Genomic DNA, 20,252 nt, shown 5'->3' with positions numbered 1-20,252 from the left:
GGCCCAATGGCATCGGCGTTCAAGTTTATTTTCTTTTCATACCCAGTAGGCAATACATATTCATTTAGGAATATCTGTGCAGTTGGCGCGAAAGACGGTAAGCGACAACGGGCGGAAGACGAAGCCAGACGCGACGGCAGGATGCCGAAGTGTAATTCCGGAGATGGTAGTGCAGGCGAAGACTGTAAAGACGGATCGTGCCAGGTGGCCGAGATTTTGGCAGCGTAGCCGCGCATTCCGTTCCGCAGCCACACTCTTTGCCGTCACCTCGATGCTTTACGGCTGCCAGTCGATCTTCGACCAGGCCTATACACCCAATGTATCGCCGTCGGAAAACCCGCAGACTGTCGACCAGGTTCAGAAGAATGACCCGCGTGCCGCAATGGGCGCCCGCGAGCATCCGCGCATTGTCGCAAGTTACGGCGGCGAATATCGCGATGCGAAGACCGAGCGTCTGGTCGCGCGTATCACCGGTGCATTGACGGCCGTTTCGGAAAATCCAACCCAGTCCTTCCGCATCACCATTCTGAATTCGCCGGCAATCAACGCCTTCGCGCTGCCAGGCGGTTATCTCTATGTCACACGCGGTCTGCTGGCGCTCGCCAACGATGCGTCGGAAGTGGCGGCCGTCCTGTCGCACGAAATGGGCCACGTCACCGCCAATCACGGCATCGAGCGTCAGAAGCGGGAAGAGGCGGAAGTCATTGCCAGCCGAGTCGTCGCCGAGGTCCTGTCGAGCGATCTCGCCGGCAAGCAGGCGCTCGCACGTGGCAAGCTGCGTCTCGCCGCCTTCTCCCGCCAGCAGGAATTGCAGGCGGATGTTATCGGCGTGCGCATGCTCGGCGAAGCCGGATATGATCCTTATGCAGCCGCTCGCTTCCTTGATTCCATGGCAGCCTACGCCCGCTATTCCGCCGTCGATCCAGATAACGACCAGAGCCTCGACTTCCTTTCAAGCCACCCGAATTCGGCCCAGCGTGTCGATCTCGCGCGCCGCCATGCCCGCGCCTTCGGCCAGGAAGGCGTCGGCGACCGTGGCCGCGATTATTATCTCGCCGGCATCGACGGTCTCCTTTACGGCGACAGCCCGCAGGAAGGTTATGTTCGAGGCCAGACGTTCCTACACGGCAGCCTCGGCATCCGTTTCGATGTTCCGCCGGATTTCCGGATCGACAACAAGGTCGAGGCGGTGCTCGCAACCGGCCCCGGCGAAAGCGCCATCCGTTTCGATGGCGTTGCCGCCGGCGACAATAACAACCTGACGAATTACCTGACGAGCGGCTGGGTTGCAGGATTGCAGCCGGAAACCGTGCGCGAGTCCACCGTCAACGGCCTGCCGGCCGCAACCGCCCGCGCCTCCGCCGAGCGCTGGGATTTCGACGTGACCGTCGTGCGCCTCAATGAGCAAATTTTCCGCTTTTTGACAGCGGTACCAAAGGGTAACACGACCCTACAATCTACGGCAGATACGCTACGCAACAGCTTTCGTCGTATGACGCCAGAAGAAATAGCCTCCCTGAAGCCGCTTCGCGTGCGGATCGTCACGGTTGGCCCAAGTGACACTCTTGCATCGCTCTCGGGTCGGATGATGGGAACGGATCGAAAACTCGATCTTTTCAAGCTCATCAACGCCCTGCCGGCCGGCGCGACGGTGTCGCCCGGCCAGAAGATGAAGATCATTTCCGAATAGGGGTGAAGGAACACCCCTTCACACTCAGCAGGCAGCGGCAGCCATCTGCGGATTGGCGGAAACGAGCGCCGACTTCAGCTTCTCGATGGCGCGGCTTTCGATCTGACGCACTCGTTCCTTGGAAATTCCAAGTTCGGTACCGAGCGCTTCGAGCGTCGCACCGTCGTCGGTGAGCCGGCGGGCACGAATGATCTTCTTCTCGCGGTCGTTAAGTTTGGTGAGCGCGCCCTGCAGCCATTTCAGCCGCCGTTCGCCGTCGATCATCCCCGAGACCTGCTCGTCGGGAAGTGGCTCGTTGCTCTCCAGCATGTCCAGCCGTTCGCCGCTATCGGCGTCACCGGCAATCGTCGGCGCCTGCAGCGAGGCATCGTTGGCGGAAAGACGTGCATCCATTGTCTGCACGTCGTTTACGCTGACACCGAGCGCCACCGCGATCTCTTCATGGATGGCACGGGCAGTAAGATTGCTGTCACCGCGGGCAAGCTTTGCACGCAACCGGCGCAGATTGAAGAAAAGCGCCTTCTGCGCAGAGCTGGTCCCGCCGCGCACGATCGACCAGTTGCGCAAGATATAGTCCTGCATCGAAGCGCGGATCCACCAGCTGGCATAGGTTGAAAAACGAACGTCCCGCGCCGGCTCAAACCTTGCCGCCGCCTCAAGCAGCCCTACATAACCTTCTTGAACGAGATCACTCATCGGCAGACCGAAGCCGCGAAACTTCGAAGCCATGGCTATGACGAGACGCATATGCGCGAGTGCAATCTGGTTTCGTGCATTCTGATCCTGGCCGTCTTTCCATCGGATGGCAAGATCACGCTCCTCTTCTCGGGCGAGATAGGGAGCTGACATCGCTATCTTGATCATTGTGCGGTCTGCGGACATGGCTGTCATCGTCTTCTCCGTCAACGGTTCTGATATGACGATGAACAGCGGGAAACCTTGCAAACGCACATCCGCGAAGGATGCCAACGTTAGTTCGGACTGCTGATCTCGCCCCCTCATCAGCGACCCGGAACATCCTGGTCGCAACAGTTTCAGAAGGGAACCGAGGGCAGCGTTACGCAGCAATCAATTCGCCGTTCCGGCGGCTTAACGCGGCGACAGCGCAAAAGTTCCAATAAAAAAACCCGGCTCAAGGCCGGGTTTTTTTATTGCTGTATCTCAGAAAAATCAGGCAGCTTCTTCCTGCGCTTCATCCTCATCAAGGCTCTTGCCGCGCTTGGGTCCCTTGGCAAGATTGACCTCTACAAGACGAACAGCTTCGGTATCCGACATCTTGTTGACGGCCGCGATCTCACGGGCCATTCGGTCGAGAGCAGCCTCATAAAGCTGACGCTCGGAATAAGACTGTTCCGGCTGGTTTTCAGCGCGATAGAGATCGCGGACCACTTCAGCGATAGAAATCAGGTCACCGGAATTGATCTTTGCATCATATTCCTGGGCACGGCGCGACCACATGGTGCGCTTCACACGAGCCTTGCCCTGCACAACCTTGAGCGCGCGTTCGACGAAGTCCGTTTCCGAAAGCTTGCGCATGCCGATAGCAACGGCTTTGGCGACCGGAACCTTCAGGCGCATCTTATCCTTTTCGAAGTCGATCACAAAAAGCTCGAGCTTCATGCCAGCAACTTCTTGCTCTTCAATCGCACTGATCGTACCAACGCCATGAGCGGGATACACGATCGATTCGCCGGTCTTGAAACCCTGGCGAGCCGGGGAATTCTTCTTCTGCTGAGTCGTCATTCGTTTCAAAAACTCCCTTCTACTCACCCACATCTGGGTCAGGGGAAAGCCGGGTCTGTCAGGCCCGGATGAGACGGGGGAAACCGTCGGGTCACTCCATACTGGTCCGACAAAACGCGCGCGAAAAAACAAATCCCATCGCTGAGCTGCGACCGACAACATGAAACGAGTTTATGTCTCGGGGAGCGCGTGTGATTGATCTGTGCTTTCGTGATGTTTTTTGGGCACGCGAGTGCCGCCTTGTGGAACAGTATCTCTTGTCTACCACAAAAAAGTGCGGAAATCAATAATTTGCTTCACAGAGTCCGCAAAGCAACATTATAGCGTCCTGCCTATGAAAGCAGCAACGCTTCAATGGCGCCTGCGACAGCAAGGCAGGCACATCCCGGCTGGACAACCTAGACTCAGTCGCCCTTGCCCGGTTCCGGAGAGAAATACTTCTCGTACTTGCCCGCCTCGCCGTCAAGCTCCTTGGCGCCGTCCATCGGATCTTTCTTGATCGTGATGTTTGGCCAGATCTGGGCGAACTCCGCATTGATCTTCAGCCATTTGTCCAGCCCCGGCTCGGTATCGGGCTTGATTGCCTCGGCAGGACATTCAGGTTCGCATACGCCGCAATCGATGCATTCGTCGGGATGGATGACGAGAAAATTCTCGCCTTCATAGAAGCAATCCACCGGGCAGACTTCGACGCAGTCGGTATATTTGCAGCGGACACAGTTATCGGTCACGACATAAGTCATGAAGCACTCCACATCAACGCGTTGATCAGGACACGATTGGGAACGGTCGGGCCCCGAGGGCCGGACGGGGGCAACGCAACCGCTGGAACGACAGAGGCGGGCTATCCGGCATTTTCGAACGTCACGTAAAGCCTTTATCCAAGCTTAGCAAGGATAAACCATTTCGAAAAAACGCGGAAACAGGGCGCATTTTCTAATCATCGTCCCAATTGATCCCGGCACCCAAGTCGGCATCACCAGCATTGGGAAAAAGACGGTCTGTCTCGCGGCGTTCCTTTTTAGTCGGACGGCCGGATCCCTTGATGCGCTGCGCCTGTTCCAGCATCGTCAGGCGCTCGGTTTTCTCGCGCGGTGGGGTGAGATCTTCGTAGAGTTCCTTGGCCTCTTCGTAAGGCCCTCGCCGCTTGCCACCGGACTTGACGACCAGGATGAGATCGCGCCGATCGAGCGCGATTTCCACCCGATCGCCTACCTTCACCTGGAAGCTCGGCTGGCGGATCGAAGCCCCGTTCACCTTCACATGGCCGGAATTGAGCAGGCTTTGCGCGAGTGATCGGGACTTCACCATGCGGGTGAAGAAAAGCCATTTGTCGATGCGTTGCCGCAAATCCCCGGATGGCTTTTCGCTCATGACCCTTTACTTCTTCATCTGCTCCTTAAGAGCAGCGAGTTTTGCGAAAGGAGAATCCGGATCGATCGGCTTTTCCTTGCGCGGCGGCTTTGCCTCGAAACGTGCAGGCTGGTTGTTCTTCTGCCCGCCGCGTTCCGGACGCGGACCACCCTCGTTGCGTTCGCCACGGAAGGGACGATCGCCCTGCGGACGCTTGTCACCCCTGCGGTCGTTGTTACGGTCGCGACCCTGGCCTTCGCGCTTGTCCTGCTCACCGCCGCGGCGGTTGTCACGACGATCACCATCACGGCGGCCCTGCGGAGCATTTTCGCCGCCGGCATTGCGCTGGCCGCCACGATCACCACCCCGGTCACCGCCATGACCGCGGCGATCGCCCTGCGGACGGCCACCACGCTGGTTGTTTTCACGACCGCCGCCCGGGCGCCACAACAGAACCGGCTTCGGCTCTTCAGCTTCCGCAGGCTTCGCACCTTCGACTTCGGCAGACAGCTCTACGGCTGCAGCCTCGACAACCGGTTCAGCCGCAGTTTCGGTCACTGTTTCAGACGGGGCTTCCGCAGTGCCTGCGTCTGCCGTTTCTTCAACAGCAGATGCTTCAGCCGAAATCTCCACAGCGGAAATCTCGTCCGATGCTGCGGATGCAGCGGCGGCCGGCGTCTGGCTGGCGAGATAGGCCTGAGCCTCTTCCGCAGTTACGCTGTCGGCCCGATAGCCGAGACCCTTAAGAATTTCTTCCATATCGTCCGGCGTTGCACCGAGGATCGACAGCATGGCCGTCGTCGTGGTGAACCGGCGACCGTCATAGGCACCTTCCGGACGCGGCGTCGCACCCGGCTTCCACTGCAAGAGCGGACGGATAAGGTCTGCAAGACGTTCGAGAATATCGACGCGAACCGCACGCTTCCCGAGGAAACGGAAACCGGCGAGCTTGTAGAAGGTCCGCTCAAACGACGGATCGGCAACAACCGACGTGCGGCCAGCGGCAAGAGCCGGAATAAGGTCGCCATAACCCGGCTTGTCGAGACCATCGTTCTTCAGCGCCCACAGCAGCGTGATAAGCTCGGCCGGAGCCGGCTTCAACAGCGCAGGCATGAAGACGTGATAGGCGCCGAAACGGATGCCATAGCGGCGCATCGAGGCGCGAGCATCCTGATCGAGGGACTTCACGTCCTCGGCAACATCCCGACGGAACAAGACACCGAGATTTTCGACGATCTGAAACGCTAGGCCCTTTGCCAGACCCTGCAGGTCTTCCGCACGAGACAGGTCGTCGAGCGGCTTCAGCACCGTTGCGATATGATGATTGACGAAACGTTCGATGCGGGCGGCCACGTGTTCACGGGCATTGCCGGTCAGCTGTTCATCCGACAGCAGGATGACCCGTGGGCGCATGACATGGTCGCTTGCTGCAAGACGGGCAACCGGATCGCCGAGCCAACGCACAGAACCATCGGAACCGACGGCAAGATCGTTATTGCCGGAAGCATAGAGACGGGCGGCACGCGCCTCGAACTCCAGCGCCAGCGCCTTTTGTGAGGCGGCCTGAACAGCCTTGGCATCCGGTCCTTCGGTCCCCGAGACCGGAGTAAAGCGGAATCCCGCCAACTGTCCGACGTGATGTCCCTCGACAAACACATCGCCATTCACACTGATTTCTGCTTCCAGCATCGCATTCTCTCTTAGGCGCCTCATGAGCACAGATGTCCTGCGATCAACAAAGCGTTTCGTCAACCTTTCATGTAGCGCGTCCGACAACCTATCCTCGATTTCCCGTGTCTTTTCTTGCCAGTGTGTCGGATCGGCAAGCCAGCCGGGTCGGTTTGACACATAGGTCCAGGTTCGAATCTGCGCGATTCGGGCAGACAGGGTATCGATTTCGCCGTCGGTGCGGTCGGCACGGCGAACCTGCTCCGCCATGAAGTCCTCGTTCACCGTGCCGCGACGCACAAGATCGAAGAAAAGCGTCGAAATAAGGTCAGCATGCTGCGCCGGCGCAATTCTTCTATAGTCTGGAAGCGCGCAGGCGTCCCATAATTTCTCCACACGCTCCGGCGTGGTAACGATATCCTTCACTTCCGGATAGCGCGACAGATAGTCAAGCGCCTGGCTGTCGGTAGCCGGCAAAGCACGCGTCAGCCCCTGTATCGTCGGATTTGCATCAAGACTGCGCCGAAGCTCATTGAGCGACGAAAAGCTGAGGTTTTTCGAACGCCACTGCAGCACCTTTACACTGTCGAAATGATGCCCCTCGATCCGCTCCACCAGCTCGTCGTCGAACGGCGCGACCTGTCCCGTCACCCCGAACGTGCCATCGCGAAGGTGCCGCCCCGCACGACCGGCAATCTGCGCCATTTCGGCAGGATTGAGATTGCGGAACTGGTATCCGTCGAATTTCCGGTCCTGCGCGAAGGCGACATGGTCGACATCGAGGTTGAGGCCCATGCCGATCGCATCGGTGGCCACCAGATATTCGACATCACCTTCCTGATAAAGGCCGACCTGCGCATTGCGGGTGCGCGGGCTGAGCGCTCCAAGCACGACGGCAGCCCCGCCGCGCTGGCGGCGGATCAGTTCGGCGATCGCATAAACCTCATCGGCCGAAAAGGCGACAATCGCGGTCCGCTGCGGCAGGCGCGTGATCTTCTTCTGGCCCGCATAAAAAAGCTGCGACAGGCGCGGGCGCTCCACGATCGTAATGCCTGGCAGAAGATTCTCGAGGATCGGCCGCATGGTTGCAGCGCCGAGAAGAAGCGTCTCGTCACGGCCGCGCAGATGCAGGATGCGGTCGGTAAAGATATGTCCGCGCTCAAGATCGCCGGCAAGCTGGACTTCATCGATCGCGACGAAAGAGGCCTTCGTCTCGCGTGGCATCGCCTCGACGGTGCAGACCGAATAACGCGCCATATGCGGCGTGATCTTCTCTTCCCCGGTGATCAGTGCAACATTGTGATGCCCGACCTTCTCCACCAGCCTCGTATAGACTTCGCGCGCGAGCAACCGGAGCGGCAGGCCGATCACGCCTGAGCCGTGCGCCACCATGCGCTCGATCGCGTAATGGGTCTTGCCGGTATTCGTGGGGCCAAGCACGGCGGTTACGCCACGCCCGCTAAAAATCATTGGCTGAGAATTCAAAGCGAAGTTCCACGTCTAATCAACCACGGGCTCCATTGTCGCCCGAAGTTTCGCAACACATGGCGACGCAACGCGACAAACGCAAGAAGAAAGACGCTGAGGCGGCTGAAAACCGGGCTGACGACATCTTCGGAACAAAAGTGAACGAATCGGCGACGAATCGAAGACTCACTGGATTCACGCTCCGTTCTCACAATATATAGACACAGAAACTAGACAGACACATCATATTGTACCAACGGACATTCCGCCGACTTTCCCGACGAGAACAGGTCAAGGACTCGTATCGCTTCGAGAGTCAATCACCCGACCAATCAGCATTTTTTGACGCATCAGAAGTTAGAGACATCTCTCAACGTCCGTTAACAGCCCGTAACAAGGAGTGAGAACAAGGACTTCCACGCCAATGGAACAAAAGTTCCAGCGCCACGTTCTCACCGCAAATTCATCCTGGCTTCAGGAAAGCGGAGATAAACCCATGCTCGGAACGGTTCTACTCGTAATACTCATTCTGCTCCTTATCGGCGCTCTGCCGAATTGGGGACATAGCCGGAACTGGGGTTATGGTCCTTCGGGCGGCTTGGGTCTCATCGTTCTTATCATCATCATCCTGCTTCTCATGGGCAGGATCTGAACTATCAACGTGGAAGGGAAGGAAACCGAGTTATGAAGAAGATCATGCTGATCGCCGCACTTGTCGGCACTCTCGCATCGTGCACCTCGACCGAAAAGGGAACGGCCATCGGTGCAGCATCCGGCGCGGTTATCGGCGGCGCTGTGACCAATAGCTGGGGTGGCGCGGCAGTCGGTGCTGTCGGCGGCGGTCTGATCGGGGCAGCCATCGGCGAATCCCAGAAGCACCGCGGCTACTGCGTCTATCGCGACCGCTATGGCCGTACCTACGAAGCTCGTTGCCGCTAAGCGGCACGTTTTCAGCTGAATATGTTAAGGCCGGAATCGGGAGAGGATTCCGGCCTCAATTTTTGATGATCTATATTGCCTGCAAGTAGCAACAGGCCTCGGCCTGTTCAGCCGGCCATATACTGGCCGCCGTTGGCGGTAAGCGTCGAGCCGGTAATGAAACCCGCATCGTCGGAAGCCAGAAACACCACGCAGCGGGCAATTTCTTCCGGCCTGCCAAGCCGCCCGACCGGTATATGCGGTAGGATTTTTTCCTCCAGCACATGTTGCGGAATGGCTTTCACCATGTCCGTCTCGGTATAACCCGGGCAGATCGCATTGACGGTGATGTTGCGCGACGCGCCTTCGAGCGCCAGTGCCTTGGTGAAACCGACATCGCCGGCTTTCGCGGCTGCATAATTCGCCTGACCCAACTGGCCTTTTTGTCCGTTGATCGACGATATGCTGATGATCCGGCCAAAACCGCGTTCCCGCATCCCCGGCCACACAGGATGGGTCATGTTGAACAGTCCGCTGAGATTGGTGCCGATCACCTCGTTCCACTGCTGCGGCGTCATGCGGTGGAACATGTTGTCCCGCGCAATGCCGGCATTGTTGACGAGAACCTCAATCGGACCCATCTGCTTCTCAACAGCCTCGACACCGGCAACGCAGGCATCGTAATTCGACACGTCCCACTTGAAAACTGGAATGCCGGTTGCGTCGTGAAACTGGGATGCACGCTCGTCATTGCCGTGATAACTCGCAGCAACCCTGTATCCTGCGGCCTTTAGGGCGACCGAAACCGCGGCACCGATGCCGCGCGTACCACCCGAAACGAGAGCAACTCGCCCCATCATTCTTCCTTCTCTTTTAAAACCGCGTCACGGTTCAAGGGCGTTCATGGACGTTCCAGACACATGGCGACCCCCATGCCGCCGCCGATGCATAGCGTCGCCAGCCCTTTCGACGATCCGCGCCGCTTCATCTCGAACAACAAAGTGTTGAGAATGCGAGCGCCGGAAGCGCCGATCGGATGACCGATGGCGATTGCTCCGCCATTGACGTTGACGATCGACGGATCGAGACCGAGATCACGGACCACTGCGCAGCTCTGCGCCGCAAATGCCTCATTCGCCTCGATAAGATCAAGATCGGAAACTTTCCAGCCCGCCTTTTCCAAGGCTTTGCGCGACGCCGGGATCGGCCCCGTCCCCATGATCTGCGGATCAACGCCTGCCGTTGCCCAGGACGCGATGCGTGCGAGCGGCTCGATACCGCGGCGAACGGCTTCTTCTTCCGTCATCAGTACGACGGCGGCAGCACCATCATTGAGACCCGAGGCATTTCCGGCTGTTACCGTACCTTCCTTGTCGAAGGCAGGACGAAGCTTGGCCATCAGGTCCAGCGTCGCCCCGGCACGGATATATTCGTCCTGGTCGACGGTGACATCGCCCTTTCTTCCCTTCACGACGAAGGGCAGGATCTCGTCCCGGAACCGCCCTGCCGCCTGTGCAGTCTCGGCTTTGTTTTGCGAGGAAACCGCATACTGATCCTGGTCATCGCGGGAAAGCTGCCATTGGCGGGCGATATTTTCCGCCGTAATTCCCATGTGATAACCGTAAAATGCGTCGGTCAGGCCATCCTTCAGCATCGTATCGACCATCTTGAAGTCACCCATCTTCACACCGCCGCGAAGATGGGCGCAATGCGGCGCCATTGACATCGATTCCTGTCCGCCGGCAACAATGATCTTCGCATCGCCAAGCGCAATCTGCTGCATACCAAGCGCAACAGCACGCAAACCTGATCCGCAAAGCTGGTTGACGCCCCAGGCGGTCGCTTCCTGCGGCACGCCTGCCTTCATCGCCGCCTGCCTTGCGGGGTTCTGCCCCTCGCCTGCCGGCAGGACCTGGCCGAGGATGACTTCATCCACCTCGCCTGCCTCGACCCCGGCGCGCGCCAATACCCCCTTGATGGCAACGGCTCCGAGTTCATGCGCCGGCACGCTTGCGAAGGCACCGTTGAACGAGCCGACAGCGGTACGACCCGCAGCGGCGATGACAATAGAAGGATGAGGCATGCGTTTCCTCCGGCATTATTGTTGGCCGGACACTGGCAAAGCTCGGTCGAGGTGTCAAATGGACGCACGCGACATCGGCTTTGAAGTCATTTGCTGCGCAACACGATTTTCGTCGCGCCGCACAAAAACATTGTCTCGGCGCATGGTTGAGCTTACATTTCATGCTGGGAGAAGGGCGCTTGCCCTCGAAATAATAAGATTCGTGCTGTGGGAGGCAAAACGATGGCGAAAGCCGAAGGCGAGACGATTATCAAGAAATATGCCAACCGGCGGCTGTATAACACCGGCACCAGCACCTATGTCACCCTGGAGGATCTCGCCAAGATGGTGAAGAAGGGTGAGGTTTTTGCGGTGCAGGACGCAAAGACCGGCGAGGACATCACCCATTCGGTCCTGACACAGATTATCTTCGAGCAGGAATCCAAGACGGGAAACACGCTTCTGCCGGTTTCCTTCCTGCGCCAGCTCATTTCTTTCTATGGCGATCAGATGCAGATGGTCGTGCCGACATTCCTTGAACAATCCATGCACGCTTTCACCGAACAGCAAGTACAGATGCGAGAGCAGATGACACGCGCCTTCGGCGAGACGCCTTTGGCCAAGAACCTTCACGCTCCGATGCAGATGATGGAAGATCAGGTGCGTCGCAACACGGAAATGTTCCGTCAGGCTATGCAGATGTTCGCACCCTATTCCGCCCCACCGGCAAGCCCGGCACCGAAAAAAGCCGAGGCACGCGATATCGACGAGTTGAAGGAACAGCTCCGTAGCCTCCAGAGTCGGCTGGACAGCCTCGGCGCCTGACACTGCAATCCTGAAAACAGAATTTCGCGCAACAAAAAAGCCCGGTCAGACCGGGCTTTAAAGTTTCTGCTCGAGAAAAACGCTTATGCGCTTTCCTTCGGCGTCAGAACCTGGCGACCGCGGTACATGCCGGTCTTCAGGTCGATATGGTGCGGACGGCGAAGTTCGCCGGAATTCTTGTCCTCGACAAACGTCGGGGTAGCCAGCGCGTCTGCGGAGCGGCGCATACCGCGCTTGGATCGGCTAACTTTTCTCTTTGGTACTGCCATTTGTGTTACTCCACTTCGTGCAAAACGCCTTATTCGGCCCCTGTGAGGCCGAACCCGTCACGTCTCGATCTCGGAAATTTGGCTGACTTATACATGCACGTCAGGGCTTTGACCAGTCCCCACAGGCATTTTTTCGCGGCCGCGCCGGATTCGTCGAATCCAGCCATTCATGCTTCGTCCGCCGGCACGATCCAGGTCTCGGCAAGCGCTGCTGTTTCCCACGCCTTCCACGCCGGATGCACCTTCATCGCCGCCATATAGGCAAGCACAACCTTGTCGGACACGAGGTCATATGCCTCGAACCGGTTGACCACCGGCGCGAACATAGCATCTGCCGCCGAAAATTCGCCGAACAGATAAGGCCCGCCCGAGCGCGCCGTCAGCTCGGTCCAGATCGCGGAAATCCGCGCCACGTCGGCATCGACACCGGCTTGCAAATCCTTCGGCAGGTCGAGCCGGCGTTTTGGCCGCCGCAGGTTCATCGGGCAGGCATTGCGTATACCCCTGAAGCCGGACAGCATCTCCATCGAAACGGAGCGCGCCAAAGCCCTGTCTGCAACAGCTTTCGGCCAAATGGCTCTCTCCGGAAAAAGCTCGGCAGCATATTCGATGATCGCAAGCGATTCCCAGACGCGAAACGCACCGTGATGCAAACACGGCACCCGGCCTGTCGGCGAGATTTCCCTGAATTTCGGATTGCCCCCCTTGTCATCGAAGGGGATCAGCACTTCACGAAACGGAATGCCTGCCGCCGTCAGCGCGATCCAAGGCCGGAACGACCAGGACGAATAATTCTTGTTGCCGATATAAAGGGTGAGTTCTTCAGCCATGACAGTCTCCAGCTTTTGCCTCACGCTACAGGCACAGGCCAAAAGCCTCCAATGAAAAGCCTAGAACCTAGTCATAAATGCATTTGATATATTCACCGGAATTCCTCGCCCGCCGATCGATGACGGCAGCTAGACGGCGCATGCCGCGGCCCGGTTTGCTGGCAACGCGGGTAAACGGATTGGGCAGTGCCACGGCCAGAAGTGCTGCCTGGCCGGTGCTGAGCTTTGCCGCACTTGTCTTGAAATAATGCTGGGCGGCGGCTTCCGCACCATAGATGCCCGGCCCCCATTCCGCTACGTTGAGATAGATTTCCAGCATCCGCCGCTTCGTCCAGATCGTATCGGCAGCAATCGCCAGCGGCATTTCCAGCACCTTGCGCACGAAGAAACGACCGTTCCACAAAAATAGGTTTTTCGCCGTCTGCATCGAGATCGTGCTGGCGCCGCGGGTCGCCTCGCCGCTGAGAGTATCCTCGACGACACCTCGCATCTGTTTCCAGTCGACGCCGCCATGAAAGCAGAACTGCCCGTCTTCCGACATCATCACCGCGCGCACGAGATTGGGCGAGATCTCGTCGAGATCCACCCAACGCCGGTCGTAACCGCGCAGGAGAAACAGTTCCGACAGCATCAGCGTCGAGACCGGCCGGGTAAACGGCACAGCGTAAACGGGAATGAGCAGATAGGGCAGGATGAGAAGTGCAGCGATGATGAGAACGGCCTTTCGGCCAACACGCGAAAACGATCCCGCCTTTTGCCGTCGCGGCATGGCGGGTTCCTCTTCCTCAGTCTGTCGATCTGGCGTGATATCCAAACGAAGTTCCCAAGAGCCCCGATAAGCAACCCGATGTTTCATAGCCAGTATGTCGGCATGTGACGAGTCTTTCGCGTTAAACTTCCTGTGGGGTGGTAAATCCCGTTGCCAGCGCTGTGGCGGCATGCAACACAGCGGCCATGAACACGAAGCCCGCCGATCAGCCCCTTTTCGAGACCCGACTGAAGCAGAGCGCCGTCGAGACGGAAACACTGCTGATGCGCCTTCTGTCATCGCAGGCGCTGGAAGACGAGATCGCCCGGCCGGAAAACCTGACCGCTGCGATGCGCCATGGAACGTTGAACGGCGGCAAGCGGCTGCGACCCTTCCTCGTCATCGAAAGTGCCGCCCTGTTCGGCGGAGAACGCGAGACGGCACTGCGCATCGGTGCGGCACTCGAATGCCTGCACTGTTATTCGCTGATCCATGACGATCTGCCGGCCATGGATGACGACGATCTGCGCCGCGGCCAGCCGACGGTCCACAAGGCCTTCGATGAGGCAGTCGCGATCCTAGCCGGCGACAGCCTTTTGACCTACGCCTTCGATATCATCTCGGCGCGGGAAACGCAGCTTGATGCCGAAAGCAAGATACAGTTGATCTCAGCACTCGCCCGTGCTGCCGGTGTCGGCGGCATGGCAGGCGGACAAGCGCTCGATCTGGCGGCGGAAAAGACGGCCCCCGACGAAGCCGGCATCCGCACCCTGCAGGCGATGAAGACCGGCGCATTGCTGCGGTTTGCCTGCGAGGCGGGCCCGGTCATTGCCGGCGCATCCGATGACGACCGCAAGCGGCTAAAACTCTTCGGCGAAAAGATCGGCCTTGCCTTCCAGCTTGCCGACGATCTGCTCGACGTCACCTCCGATGCGGCAACGCTCGGCAAGGCAGCCGGCAAGGATGCCGGACGCGGCAAGGGCACGCTGGTCGGATTGCACGGGATGGATTGGGCGGAAAAGACGCTGAATGCGCTGACGGTCGAAGCTGTCGATCTGCTCGCGCCCTATGGCGAAAAGGCAGAAATCCTGCAGCAGGCGGCACGCTTCGTCGCCAATCGCCAGAGCTAGAGCAATTCCAGCAAAAGTGGAAACCGGTTTTGCGGCCGGAATTGCGTAAAAACAAACAGATAGAGCGGTTTCGCGTTTCGAAGAAAGGCGGAAATGCTCTAAGCCGTCAAAAAACGACTTCACAGAGATGAACCCACCGCCGGCCTGAACAGCCGGCAGTGGGTTTGTTTTTACTGCTGGATCGGAGCGATCGCCACTTCGACGCGGCGGTTCTGCGCCCGACCGTCCGGCGTTGCGTTGGACGCGACCGGCTGCGACGGGCCGAAGCCCATGGTCGAGATACGGCGCTGGTCGACACCGCGACCGCCGAGATAGTTGGCGACGGAGGCAGCACGACGCTCGGAAAGCGCCTGGTTATGCTGCAGGCTGCCGGTCGAGTCGGTGTGGCCGTTGACGTCGATATAGGTCTTGCCGAACTTGTTGAGCACGATCGCCACGGAATTCAGCGTATCGTAGAACGGCGGGATGACCTGGTCCTGGTCGGTCGCGAACGTGATGTTGGACGGCATGTTGAGGATGATGCGGTCGCCCTGGCGCGTCACCGAGACGCCGGTGCCCTGAAGCTGCTGGCGCAGTTCGGCTTCCTGACGGTCCATGTAATTGCCGATAGCACCGCCGGCGAGACCGCCGATTGCAGCGCCGATCAAGGCGTTACGGCCCTTGTTGCCGCCGCCGATGACGAGACCGCCGAGTGCGCCGATACCGGCACCGATTGCGGCGCCGCCCGCAGTATTGGAAACCTTCTGCTCGCCCGTATACGGATCGGTCGTGGTGCAGGCAGAAAGGAAGGTCGCGGCCAGCGCGACGATGGCAAATTTCTTGAGCATTCGAATCGTTTCCCGTCCTAGGTGGTCGCACTTCCTTACCACGAAATGCGGCAAAACGAGGAAAGGACTGTTTTCTCCCCATCATTGGCCACTGACGAGGAGAAGACGTCGCCTGCAAACACGGTCACGCGGCAGGAGGAAGAATTTCGATCCGATTATGCAACCCGCTGGCGACGATGGCCGGAACATCCGGCGGCGTCATCGGTGGAAACGCCGTCTGCCCAAACTCGACCTTTTCGCCGACATCGACGAAGAAAGCCTCATGCAGGCTGCCGGGCGAGTTGATGATCAGCATCCGCGCATCGGTTTTTCCGGGGTTGCGGAAGGCATGCACGGTGCCGGGCGCGATATGAAGCGCCTCGCCGGCTCCCTTACTATGCCAGGTGCCGTCGAGCAGGAATTCGTACTCCCCCTCCAGAACATAGAAGGCCTCGTCATCCGCCTGCCGATGCACGGGCGCACCTTGTCCCGGTGCGGTGCGGTTCTCGATCAACGTGAACTTGTCGCCCGTTGTGGCGCTGCGGATATGGAAGGTCAGCAGATTGCCGAGAAAATGAACCGTCATCGGCGCGGTGTCGCTGGGATTGACCTTGGAGGTCATGTCGTCTTGCCCTCTTCTTGCTTTATGATACGATCGCCTCTTAATGAGACTATTTTCTCATAAAGGAAATATGATGACAGGTCAAGTATTGCGCGAAACAGGCTCCGGACGGATCAACCAGAAGAAGAGAACGCGAGCCGAACTGCTAAAGACAGCACGAAAAATGATCGAGGATGGAGTGTCGTTTTCGGTCGCGGATGTGGCTGATGCATCCGGTATTTCCCGCGCCACGGCCTATCGATACTTCTCCAAGCCGGACGACATTTTGCGCGAGGCCGCACTGGATGCGGTGGCGGAGCAGGTTCAGCTTTCCGAAGAGGTTTCGAACAACGGCACGGTTGAGCAGCGGCTGGACGAGATGGTCGGCCGGATTTTCCGGATGGTCGCCGAAAACGAAAGCGTTTTTCGCGCATTTCTAGCGGCAGCGGCCACCAATGATCAGATCCCGCGCACAGGCCGCCGCCTTCCCTGGCTGTCGGAAGCGCTACAGCCGATCAAGGAAAAGCTGTCGAAACCGGCTTACGAGACCCTGCTCGCCGGCCTATCTCTGCTGACAGGCATCGAAGCGATCATCGTGCTGCGCGACGTCTGCGCCATGGATATCGACAGGGGGGAAAAGGTCATTCGCTGGTCTGCCCAGGCCATGCTCGCAAAAACGCTGGCCGAGGCAAAATAATTATTCGGCAGCCGTGCGGTTTTGGCCGAAACGGTTCTCGATATAGTCGGCGACAAGCTTCTCGAAATCGCCGGCGATATTCGGGCCTTTCAGCGTCATCGCCTTCTTGCCGTCTATAAAGACGGGCGCGGACGGCGTTTCGCCGGTTCCCGGCAGCGAGATGCCGATATCGGCATGCTTGCTCTCGCCCGGACCATTGACGATGCAGCCCATGACGGCGACGTTCAAGGCTTCGACGCCCGGATATTTCTCGCGCCAGATCGGCATGTTCTTGCGGATGTCGGCCTGGATGTTCTGTGCCAGTTCCTGGAACACGGTAGAGGTCGTGCGGCCGCAGCCCGGACACGCGGCAACGACCGGAATGAACTGGCGGAAGCCCATGACCTGCAGGATTTCCTGAGCCACCTGCACTTCCTTAGTCCGGTCGCCATTCGGTTCCGGCGTCAGCGAGACGCGGATCGTATCGCCGATCCCGTGCTGCAGCACATAACCCATGGCGGCCGACGAGGCGACGATGCCCTTGGAACCCATGCCGGCTTCGGTAAGACCCAGATGCAGCGCATGGTTGGAGCGCTCGGCCAGCATCGAATAACAGGCGATCAGGTCCTGAACCTGGCTGACCTTGGCGGACAAGATGATGCGGTTGCGCGGCAGGCCGATCGATTCGGCAAGTTCGGCCGAAATCAGCGCCGACTGCACGATCGCCTCATGCATGACCTGACGGGCGGAAAGCGGCGAACCGGCCTCCGCATTGCGGTCCATCAGAGTGGTCAGGAGATCCTGATCGAGCGAACCCCAGTTGACGCCGATACGCACCGGCTTGTCGTAACGGATCGCCATCTCGATGATGTCGCCGAACTGCTTGTCCTTCTTGTCCTTGAAGCCGACATTGCCCGGATTGATACGGTATTTGGCAAGAGCTTCGGCGCAAGCCGGGTGATCGGAAAGCAGCTTGTGGCCGATATAATGGAAGTCGCCGACCAGCGGCACATCCATGCCGAGACGCAGAAGGCGTTCGCGCACCTTCGGCACGGCGGCGGCACTTTCGTCGCGATCGACGGTGATGCGCACGATTTCCGAACCCGCCTTGTAGAGTGCCGCGACCTGCGCCACCGTCGCATCGATATCGGCAGTATCCGTATTGGTCATCGATTGTACGACGACCGGCGCACCACCACCCACGATGACCCCACCCACATCGACCGCAACGGTTTGACGGCGCGGTTTCGGATCGAAATCTATGGGTGATGTCATGGTCGGGTCTCGGTGCCTACAAGCAGAGTTGCAATTCAGGTGGCGTATGCATTGCCGCTTGTCAACCACCGAGCCGTGTCAGTTTTGCGGCATCGGCCTCAATGATGCGCCCCGTCCGCGTGACGCGCGAGCCGCGAGACCGCCAGCACGACAACGAGGAAACCCGACAACGCAAGGAAGATCGACGCCAGCCCGGTATGTTCGGCAACGAAGCCGATCACCGAGGGTGCAAGCAGAATGCCGGAATAACCCATCGTCGTGACGACCGACAATCCGACACCGGCAGCCATGCCCGGCAGATTGCCGGCAGCCGAAAACACGATCGGCACCATGTTGGAAATGCCGATACCGGCCAGCGCGAAACCGGCGATGGCAACAGTGGTGTTGGGAGCAAGCCCGATGATCGCAAGCCCGCAGATCGCGATCGTGCCGCAGATCCGAAGCGTCATGACGGCACCCAACCGGTCGCGAATGAGATCACCGGCAAACCGCATGATCGCCATGGTCAGCGAAAAGCCGGCAAAGGCGAAACCGGACAGAGCGACAGACGCACCGAGCTCGTTGCGCATGTAAAGCGCGCCCCAATCGAGAATGGCGCCTTCCGGGATCATGCAGAAAAGCGCGATCACACCGATCAGCCAGGGCAAGGGCGAACGCGGCAACCGGCTGCGTGTCTCGTCCTTGGCTTCATCCGGATGCGGCGCGTCATGCAGCACGATCTTCCAGCAGAGAGCGACCATCAGCGCCGCAATCAGCGTGACGATGACGGAATGGCTGAACACGCCAAGCTTCTGGATCAGGAAACCGCCGCTGGATGCACCCAAAAGGCCGCCGAGGCTCCAGAAGGCATGGCAGGACGACATGATCGCCCGGCGCATATGCTTTTCGGTCGCCACCGCATTGGCATTCATCGCCACGTCCATTGCCCCGATCAGGCCGCCGAACAGCGAGATGGCGACCGCGCCGGTCCAGACATCTCCCGTGAGGGAAAGTAGTAGAAGCATGGGCGTCAGCAGCACTGCCGCGAACTTTGAAACCGTGCTGGAGCCGAACCGGGCGATCTGGCTACCGGCAATCGGCATCATGATGATCGAGCCGAGGCCGAAAGCCAGGATCATCAATCCAAGCTCTTTTTCGCTGAGCCCGAGGCGCGAGGCGAATTCCGGAATTTTCGGCGCCCAGGAACCGATCATGAAACCGTTCATCAGGAAAAGAAGCGCGACACCGGCCCGCTCCCTGGTCAGATAGGATCCAAGCGGCCGGCCGGCCTTCTCGATCTCGGATTGGCTCATGGGGTATTTCCTCTTGATGCATTTTTTTCGTTGATTGAGGCGGCGGCACCGCATCGATGTGCCTCGACACCCTGAAGACTTATCTTTTCCACCAGCGCCTCGTCGGCATCGGCCTCGAACACCAGCGACAAGGGGGCCTGAAGCGCATGCACATGAAACGCGGCCTTCAAGCCCAGCTTGTCCGAGGTGATGGCGGCGAGGCTGCGTCTGCTGGCAGCACAGGCCATACGCTTGAAGGCAGCGTCTTCAAAAATATCCGCGGCCAGCCCGTCTTCCAGCGTCAGGCCGCAGGCGCCGAGAATGCAAAGATCCGGCCGGATCATTTCTAACTGCCGGATGGCAGTCGCATCGAGCGCAGCCCCGACAGCCGGATCCACCCTGCCGCCGATCATGATCAGTTCGACGCCGGGTCGACCGGAGAGTTCTGCAGCAATTGCCGGCGTATTGGTAACGGCGGTCAGGCGAAAATTTTCGGGCAGACTGCGGGCAACAGCAAGATTGGTCGAACCCGCATCGAATAAGACGACACTGCCTTCTTCAAGCAGGTCCACCACCTTTTGCCCCAGCATCACCTTTCGATCCGGCTGCTCGAAGATGCGGGTTTTCAGCGGAACCGTCTTGCCCACCGGCAACAGCGCTCCGCCATAAACCCGCTCGCATTCGCCGCGTCCCGCCATTTCCCTGAGGTCGCGCCGGACCGTGTCCTCCGACACCTCAAACGCCTGCGCAAGATCCTGCGCCGCAACACGCCCCCTCGCGCGAAGCTCCGAAAGTATCCTCGCCTGTCTCTCACTGACAAATTGATCCATGCCGAAATCATGCATGAGTCGGCACAAGTGCGCAATATCGTGCACAAACACGAAATATGTCACAACGAAAAAAGGCGGCCCAGTTAATTG

General features: G+C 59.0%; 21 protein-coding genes. 6 read left to right on the top strand and 15 right to left on the bottom strand.

Going from position 1 to position 20,252, the window contains the following annotated elements; all coding sequences use genetic code 11:
* The first annotated feature begins 271 nt into the window (after positions 1-271).
* Positions 272-1,690: a M48 family metalloprotease gene (locus MRBLMR1_RS25750; RefSeq protein ID WP_246436449.1), complete on the top strand. Its 1,419-nt coding sequence runs from the start codon at positions 272-274 to the stop codon at positions 1,688-1,690.
* Positions 1,691-1,714: 24 nt separating this feature from the next.
* Here the strand turns inward: MRBLMR1_RS25750 and MRBLMR1_RS25745 are convergent, their stop codons facing one another.
* The 5 genes from MRBLMR1_RS25745 to MRBLMR1_RS25725 all read right to left on the bottom strand — a co-directional run bounded on the left by MRBLMR1_RS25745 (position 1,715) and on the right by MRBLMR1_RS25725 (position 7,924).
* The gene (locus MRBLMR1_RS25745) at positions 1,715-2,581 is read right to left on the bottom strand and encodes an RNA polymerase factor sigma-32 (RefSeq protein ID WP_148147757.1); all 867 of its coding nucleotides are present in this window, start codon (positions 2,579-2,581) and stop codon (positions 1,715-1,717) included.
* 279 nt (positions 2,582-2,860) lie between these two features.
* Positions 2,861-3,433: a CarD family transcriptional regulator gene (locus tag MRBLMR1_RS25740; RefSeq protein WP_148147756.1), complete on the bottom strand. Its 573-nt coding sequence runs from the start codon at positions 3,431-3,433 to the stop codon at positions 2,861-2,863.
* Between the two features lie 404 nt (positions 3,434-3,837).
* Positions 3,838-4,176 carry a ferredoxin FdxA gene (gene fdxA / locus MRBLMR1_RS25735; RefSeq protein ID WP_112505794.1) on the bottom strand — a complete coding sequence of 113 codons (339 nt, stop codon included), beginning with the start codon at positions 4,174-4,176 and terminating at the stop codon, positions 3,838-3,840.
* Between the two features lie 193 nt (positions 4,177-4,369).
* A complete protein-coding gene (locus MRBLMR1_RS25730; RefSeq protein ID WP_148147755.1) occupies positions 4,370-4,807 on the bottom strand; it encodes an RNA-binding S4 domain-containing protein in 438 nt (145 codons plus the stop codon).
* Between the two features lie 6 nt (positions 4,808-4,813).
* Positions 4,814-7,924, bottom strand: coding sequence for a helicase-related protein (locus tag MRBLMR1_RS25725; protein ID WP_148147853.1), 3,111 nt, complete (start codon positions 7,922-7,924; stop codon positions 4,814-4,816).
* 493 nt (positions 7,925-8,417) lie between these two features.
* On the opposite strand from MRBLMR1_RS25725, the gene MRBLMR1_RS25720 reads away from it, so the two are divergent.
* Together MRBLMR1_RS25720 and MRBLMR1_RS25715 are read left to right on the top strand one after the other, a co-directional pair.
* Positions 8,418-8,573 carry a DUF3309 family protein gene (locus tag MRBLMR1_RS25720; RefSeq protein WP_500066939.1) on the top strand — a complete coding sequence of 52 codons (156 nt, stop codon included), beginning with the start codon at positions 8,418-8,420 and terminating at the stop codon, positions 8,571-8,573.
* A 32-nt stretch (positions 8,574-8,605) separates the two neighbouring features.
* Positions 8,606-8,860 (top strand): YMGG-like glycine zipper-containing protein, encoded by a 255-nt coding sequence (locus MRBLMR1_RS25715; protein ID WP_148147754.1) that lies wholly within the window; start codon positions 8,606-8,608, stop codon positions 8,858-8,860.
* A 107-nt stretch (positions 8,861-8,967) separates the two neighbouring features.
* On the opposite strand, the gene phbB is transcribed toward MRBLMR1_RS25715, so the two are convergent.
* Together phbB and MRBLMR1_RS25705 are read right to left on the bottom strand one after the other, a co-directional pair.
* Positions 8,968-9,696 carry an acetoacetyl-CoA reductase gene (gene phbB, locus MRBLMR1_RS25710; protein ID WP_148147852.1) on the bottom strand — a complete coding sequence of 243 codons (729 nt, stop codon included), beginning with the start codon at positions 9,694-9,696 and terminating at the stop codon, positions 8,968-8,970.
* A gap of 44 nt (positions 9,697-9,740) precedes the next feature.
* Positions 9,741-10,922, bottom strand: coding sequence for an acetyl-CoA C-acetyltransferase (locus MRBLMR1_RS25705; RefSeq protein WP_148147753.1), 1,182 nt, complete (start codon positions 10,920-10,922; stop codon positions 9,741-9,743).
* Positions 10,923-11,144: 222 nt separating this feature from the next.
* Here MRBLMR1_RS25705 and phaR point away from each other — a divergent pair, with 222 nt between their 5' ends.
* Positions 11,145-11,726 carry a polyhydroxyalkanoate synthesis repressor PhaR gene (gene phaR / locus MRBLMR1_RS25700; protein ID WP_148147752.1) on the top strand — a complete coding sequence of 194 codons (582 nt, stop codon included), beginning with the start codon at positions 11,145-11,147 and terminating at the stop codon, positions 11,724-11,726.
* A gap of 83 nt (positions 11,727-11,809) precedes the next feature.
* On the opposite strand, the gene rpmF is transcribed toward phaR, so the two are convergent.
* The 3 genes from rpmF to mtgA form a co-directional block, all read right to left on the bottom strand.
* Positions 11,810-11,995 carry a 50S ribosomal protein L32 gene (gene rpmF, locus MRBLMR1_RS25695; protein ID WP_112458846.1) on the bottom strand — a complete coding sequence of 62 codons (186 nt, stop codon included), beginning with the start codon at positions 11,993-11,995 and terminating at the stop codon, positions 11,810-11,812.
* A 167-nt stretch (positions 11,996-12,162) separates the two neighbouring features.
* Positions 12,163-12,825 carry a glutathione S-transferase family protein gene (locus tag MRBLMR1_RS25690; RefSeq protein WP_148147751.1) on the bottom strand — a complete coding sequence of 221 codons (663 nt, stop codon included), beginning with the start codon at positions 12,823-12,825 and terminating at the stop codon, positions 12,163-12,165.
* A 67-nt stretch (positions 12,826-12,892) separates the two neighbouring features.
* Complete coding sequence (gene mtgA, locus MRBLMR1_RS25685) at positions 12,893-13,639, bottom strand: monofunctional biosynthetic peptidoglycan transglycosylase (protein WP_183686361.1); 747 nt, start codon at positions 13,637-13,639, stop codon at positions 12,893-12,895.
* Between the two features lie 140 nt (positions 13,640-13,779).
* Between mtgA and MRBLMR1_RS25680 the strand changes: the two genes are divergently transcribed.
* Positions 13,780-14,703 carry a polyprenyl synthetase family protein gene (locus MRBLMR1_RS25680; RefSeq protein ID WP_148147749.1) on the top strand — a complete coding sequence of 308 codons (924 nt, stop codon included), beginning with the start codon at positions 13,780-13,782 and terminating at the stop codon, positions 14,701-14,703.
* 170 nt (positions 14,704-14,873) lie between these two features.
* Here the strand turns inward: MRBLMR1_RS25680 and MRBLMR1_RS25675 are convergent, their stop codons facing one another.
* Complete coding sequence (locus MRBLMR1_RS25675) at positions 14,874-15,530, bottom strand: YiaD family glycine zipper/OmpA-like lipoprotein (protein ID WP_148147748.1); 657 nt, start codon at positions 15,528-15,530, stop codon at positions 14,874-14,876.
* Positions 15,531-15,654: 124 nt separating this feature from the next.
* Complete coding sequence (locus tag MRBLMR1_RS25670; RefSeq protein ID WP_148147747.1) at positions 15,655-16,131, bottom strand: cupin domain-containing protein; 477 nt, start codon at positions 16,129-16,131, stop codon at positions 15,655-15,657.
* Between the two features lie 73 nt (positions 16,132-16,204).
* Here MRBLMR1_RS25670 and MRBLMR1_RS25665 point away from each other — a divergent pair, with 73 nt between their 5' ends.
* On the top strand, positions 16,205-16,807 hold the full coding sequence (locus tag MRBLMR1_RS25665) for a TetR/AcrR family transcriptional regulator (protein ID WP_183686363.1): 603 nt from the start codon (positions 16,205-16,207) through the stop codon (positions 16,805-16,807).
* Here MRBLMR1_RS25665 and ispG read toward each other — a convergent pair whose 3' ends face one another.
* The 3 genes from ispG to MRBLMR1_RS25650 all read right to left on the bottom strand — a co-directional run bounded on the left by ispG (position 16,808) and on the right by MRBLMR1_RS25650 (position 20,162).
* Positions 16,808-18,061 (bottom strand): flavodoxin-dependent (E)-4-hydroxy-3-methylbut-2-enyl-diphosphate synthase, encoded by a 1,254-nt coding sequence (gene ispG / locus MRBLMR1_RS25660; RefSeq protein WP_148147745.1) that lies wholly within the window; start codon positions 18,059-18,061, stop codon positions 16,808-16,810.
* 98 nt (positions 18,062-18,159) lie between these two features.
* Complete coding sequence (locus tag MRBLMR1_RS25655; protein ID WP_148147744.1) at positions 18,160-19,353, bottom strand: MFS transporter; 1,194 nt, start codon at positions 19,351-19,353, stop codon at positions 18,160-18,162.
* Positions 19,350-20,162 (bottom strand): DeoR/GlpR family DNA-binding transcription regulator, encoded by an 813-nt coding sequence (locus tag MRBLMR1_RS25650; protein ID WP_500066938.1) that lies wholly within the window; start codon positions 20,160-20,162, stop codon positions 19,350-19,352. Before MRBLMR1_RS25650 ends, MRBLMR1_RS25655 begins: the two co-directional genes overlap by 4 nt.
* Between the last annotated feature and the right edge of the window lie 90 nt (positions 20,163-20,252).

Source organism: Neorhizobium sp. LMR1-1-1.1 (assembly GCF_040675795.1).
GTDB classification, from domain to species: Bacteria; Pseudomonadota; Alphaproteobacteria; order Rhizobiales; family Rhizobiaceae; genus Neorhizobium; species Neorhizobium cellulosilyticum.
This window is presented reverse-complemented; position numbering and strand designations above follow the sequence as displayed.

Excerpts from the sequence above, each read along its gene's own strand:
- MRBLMR1_RS25665 (WP_183686363.1), top strand. The coding sequence starts at position 16,205 with ATGACAGGTCAAGTATTGCGCGAAACAGGCTCCGGACGGATCAACCAG.
- MRBLMR1_RS25670 (WP_148147747.1), bottom strand. The coding sequence starts at position 16,131 with ATGACCTCCAAGGTCAATCCCAGCGACACCGCGCCGATGACGGTTCAT.
- phbB (WP_148147852.1), bottom strand. The coding sequence starts at position 9,696 with ATGGGGCGAGTTGCTCTCGTTTCGGGTGGTACGCGCGGCATCGGTGCC.
- MRBLMR1_RS25720 (WP_500066939.1), top strand. The coding sequence starts at position 8,418 with ATGCTCGGAACGGTTCTACTCGTAATACTCATTCTGCTCCTTATCGGC.
- MRBLMR1_RS25680 (WP_148147749.1), top strand. The coding sequence starts at position 13,780 with ATGAACACGAAGCCCGCCGATCAGCCCCTTTTCGAGACCCGACTGAAG.
- MRBLMR1_RS25715 (WP_148147754.1), top strand. The coding sequence starts at position 8,606 with ATGAAGAAGATCATGCTGATCGCCGCACTTGTCGGCACTCTCGCATCG.
- MRBLMR1_RS25705 (WP_148147753.1), bottom strand. The coding sequence starts at position 10,922 with ATGCCTCATCCTTCTATTGTCATCGCCGCTGCGGGTCGTACCGCTGTC.
- MRBLMR1_RS25740 (WP_148147756.1), bottom strand. The coding sequence starts at position 3,433 with ATGACGACTCAGCAGAAGAAGAATTCCCCGGCTCGCCAGGGTTTCAAG.
- fdxA (WP_112505794.1), bottom strand. The coding sequence starts at position 4,176 with ATGACTTATGTCGTGACCGATAACTGTGTCCGCTGCAAATATACCGAC.
- MRBLMR1_RS25650 (WP_500066938.1), bottom strand. The coding sequence starts at position 20,162 with ATGGATCAATTTGTCAGTGAGAGACAGGCGAGGATACTTTCGGAGCTT.
- ispG (WP_148147745.1), bottom strand. The coding sequence starts at position 18,061 with ATGACATCACCCATAGATTTCGATCCGAAACCGCGCCGTCAAACCGTT.
- rpmF (WP_112458846.1), bottom strand. The coding sequence starts at position 11,995 with ATGGCAGTACCAAAGAGAAAAGTTAGCCGATCCAAGCGCGGTATGCGC.
- MRBLMR1_RS25690 (WP_148147751.1), bottom strand. The coding sequence starts at position 12,825 with ATGGCTGAAGAACTCACCCTTTATATCGGCAACAAGAATTATTCGTCC.
- MRBLMR1_RS25675 (WP_148147748.1), bottom strand. The coding sequence starts at position 15,530 with ATGCTCAAGAAATTTGCCATCGTCGCGCTGGCCGCGACCTTCCTTTCT.
- phaR (WP_148147752.1), top strand. The coding sequence starts at position 11,145 with ATGGCGAAAGCCGAAGGCGAGACGATTATCAAGAAATATGCCAACCGG.
- MRBLMR1_RS25655 (WP_148147744.1), bottom strand. The coding sequence starts at position 19,353 with ATGAGCCAATCCGAGATCGAGAAGGCCGGCCGGCCGCTTGGATCCTAT.
- MRBLMR1_RS25725 (WP_148147853.1), bottom strand. The coding sequence starts at position 7,924 with ATGATTTTTAGCGGGCGTGGCGTAACCGCCGTGCTTGGCCCCACGAAT.
- MRBLMR1_RS25730 (WP_148147755.1), bottom strand. The coding sequence starts at position 4,807 with ATGAGCGAAAAGCCATCCGGGGATTTGCGGCAACGCATCGACAAATGG.
- MRBLMR1_RS25745 (WP_148147757.1), bottom strand. The coding sequence starts at position 2,581 with ATGACAGCCATGTCCGCAGACCGCACAATGATCAAGATAGCGATGTCA.
- MRBLMR1_RS25750 (WP_246436449.1), top strand. The coding sequence starts at position 272 with ATGCTTTACGGCTGCCAGTCGATCTTCGACCAGGCCTATACACCCAAT.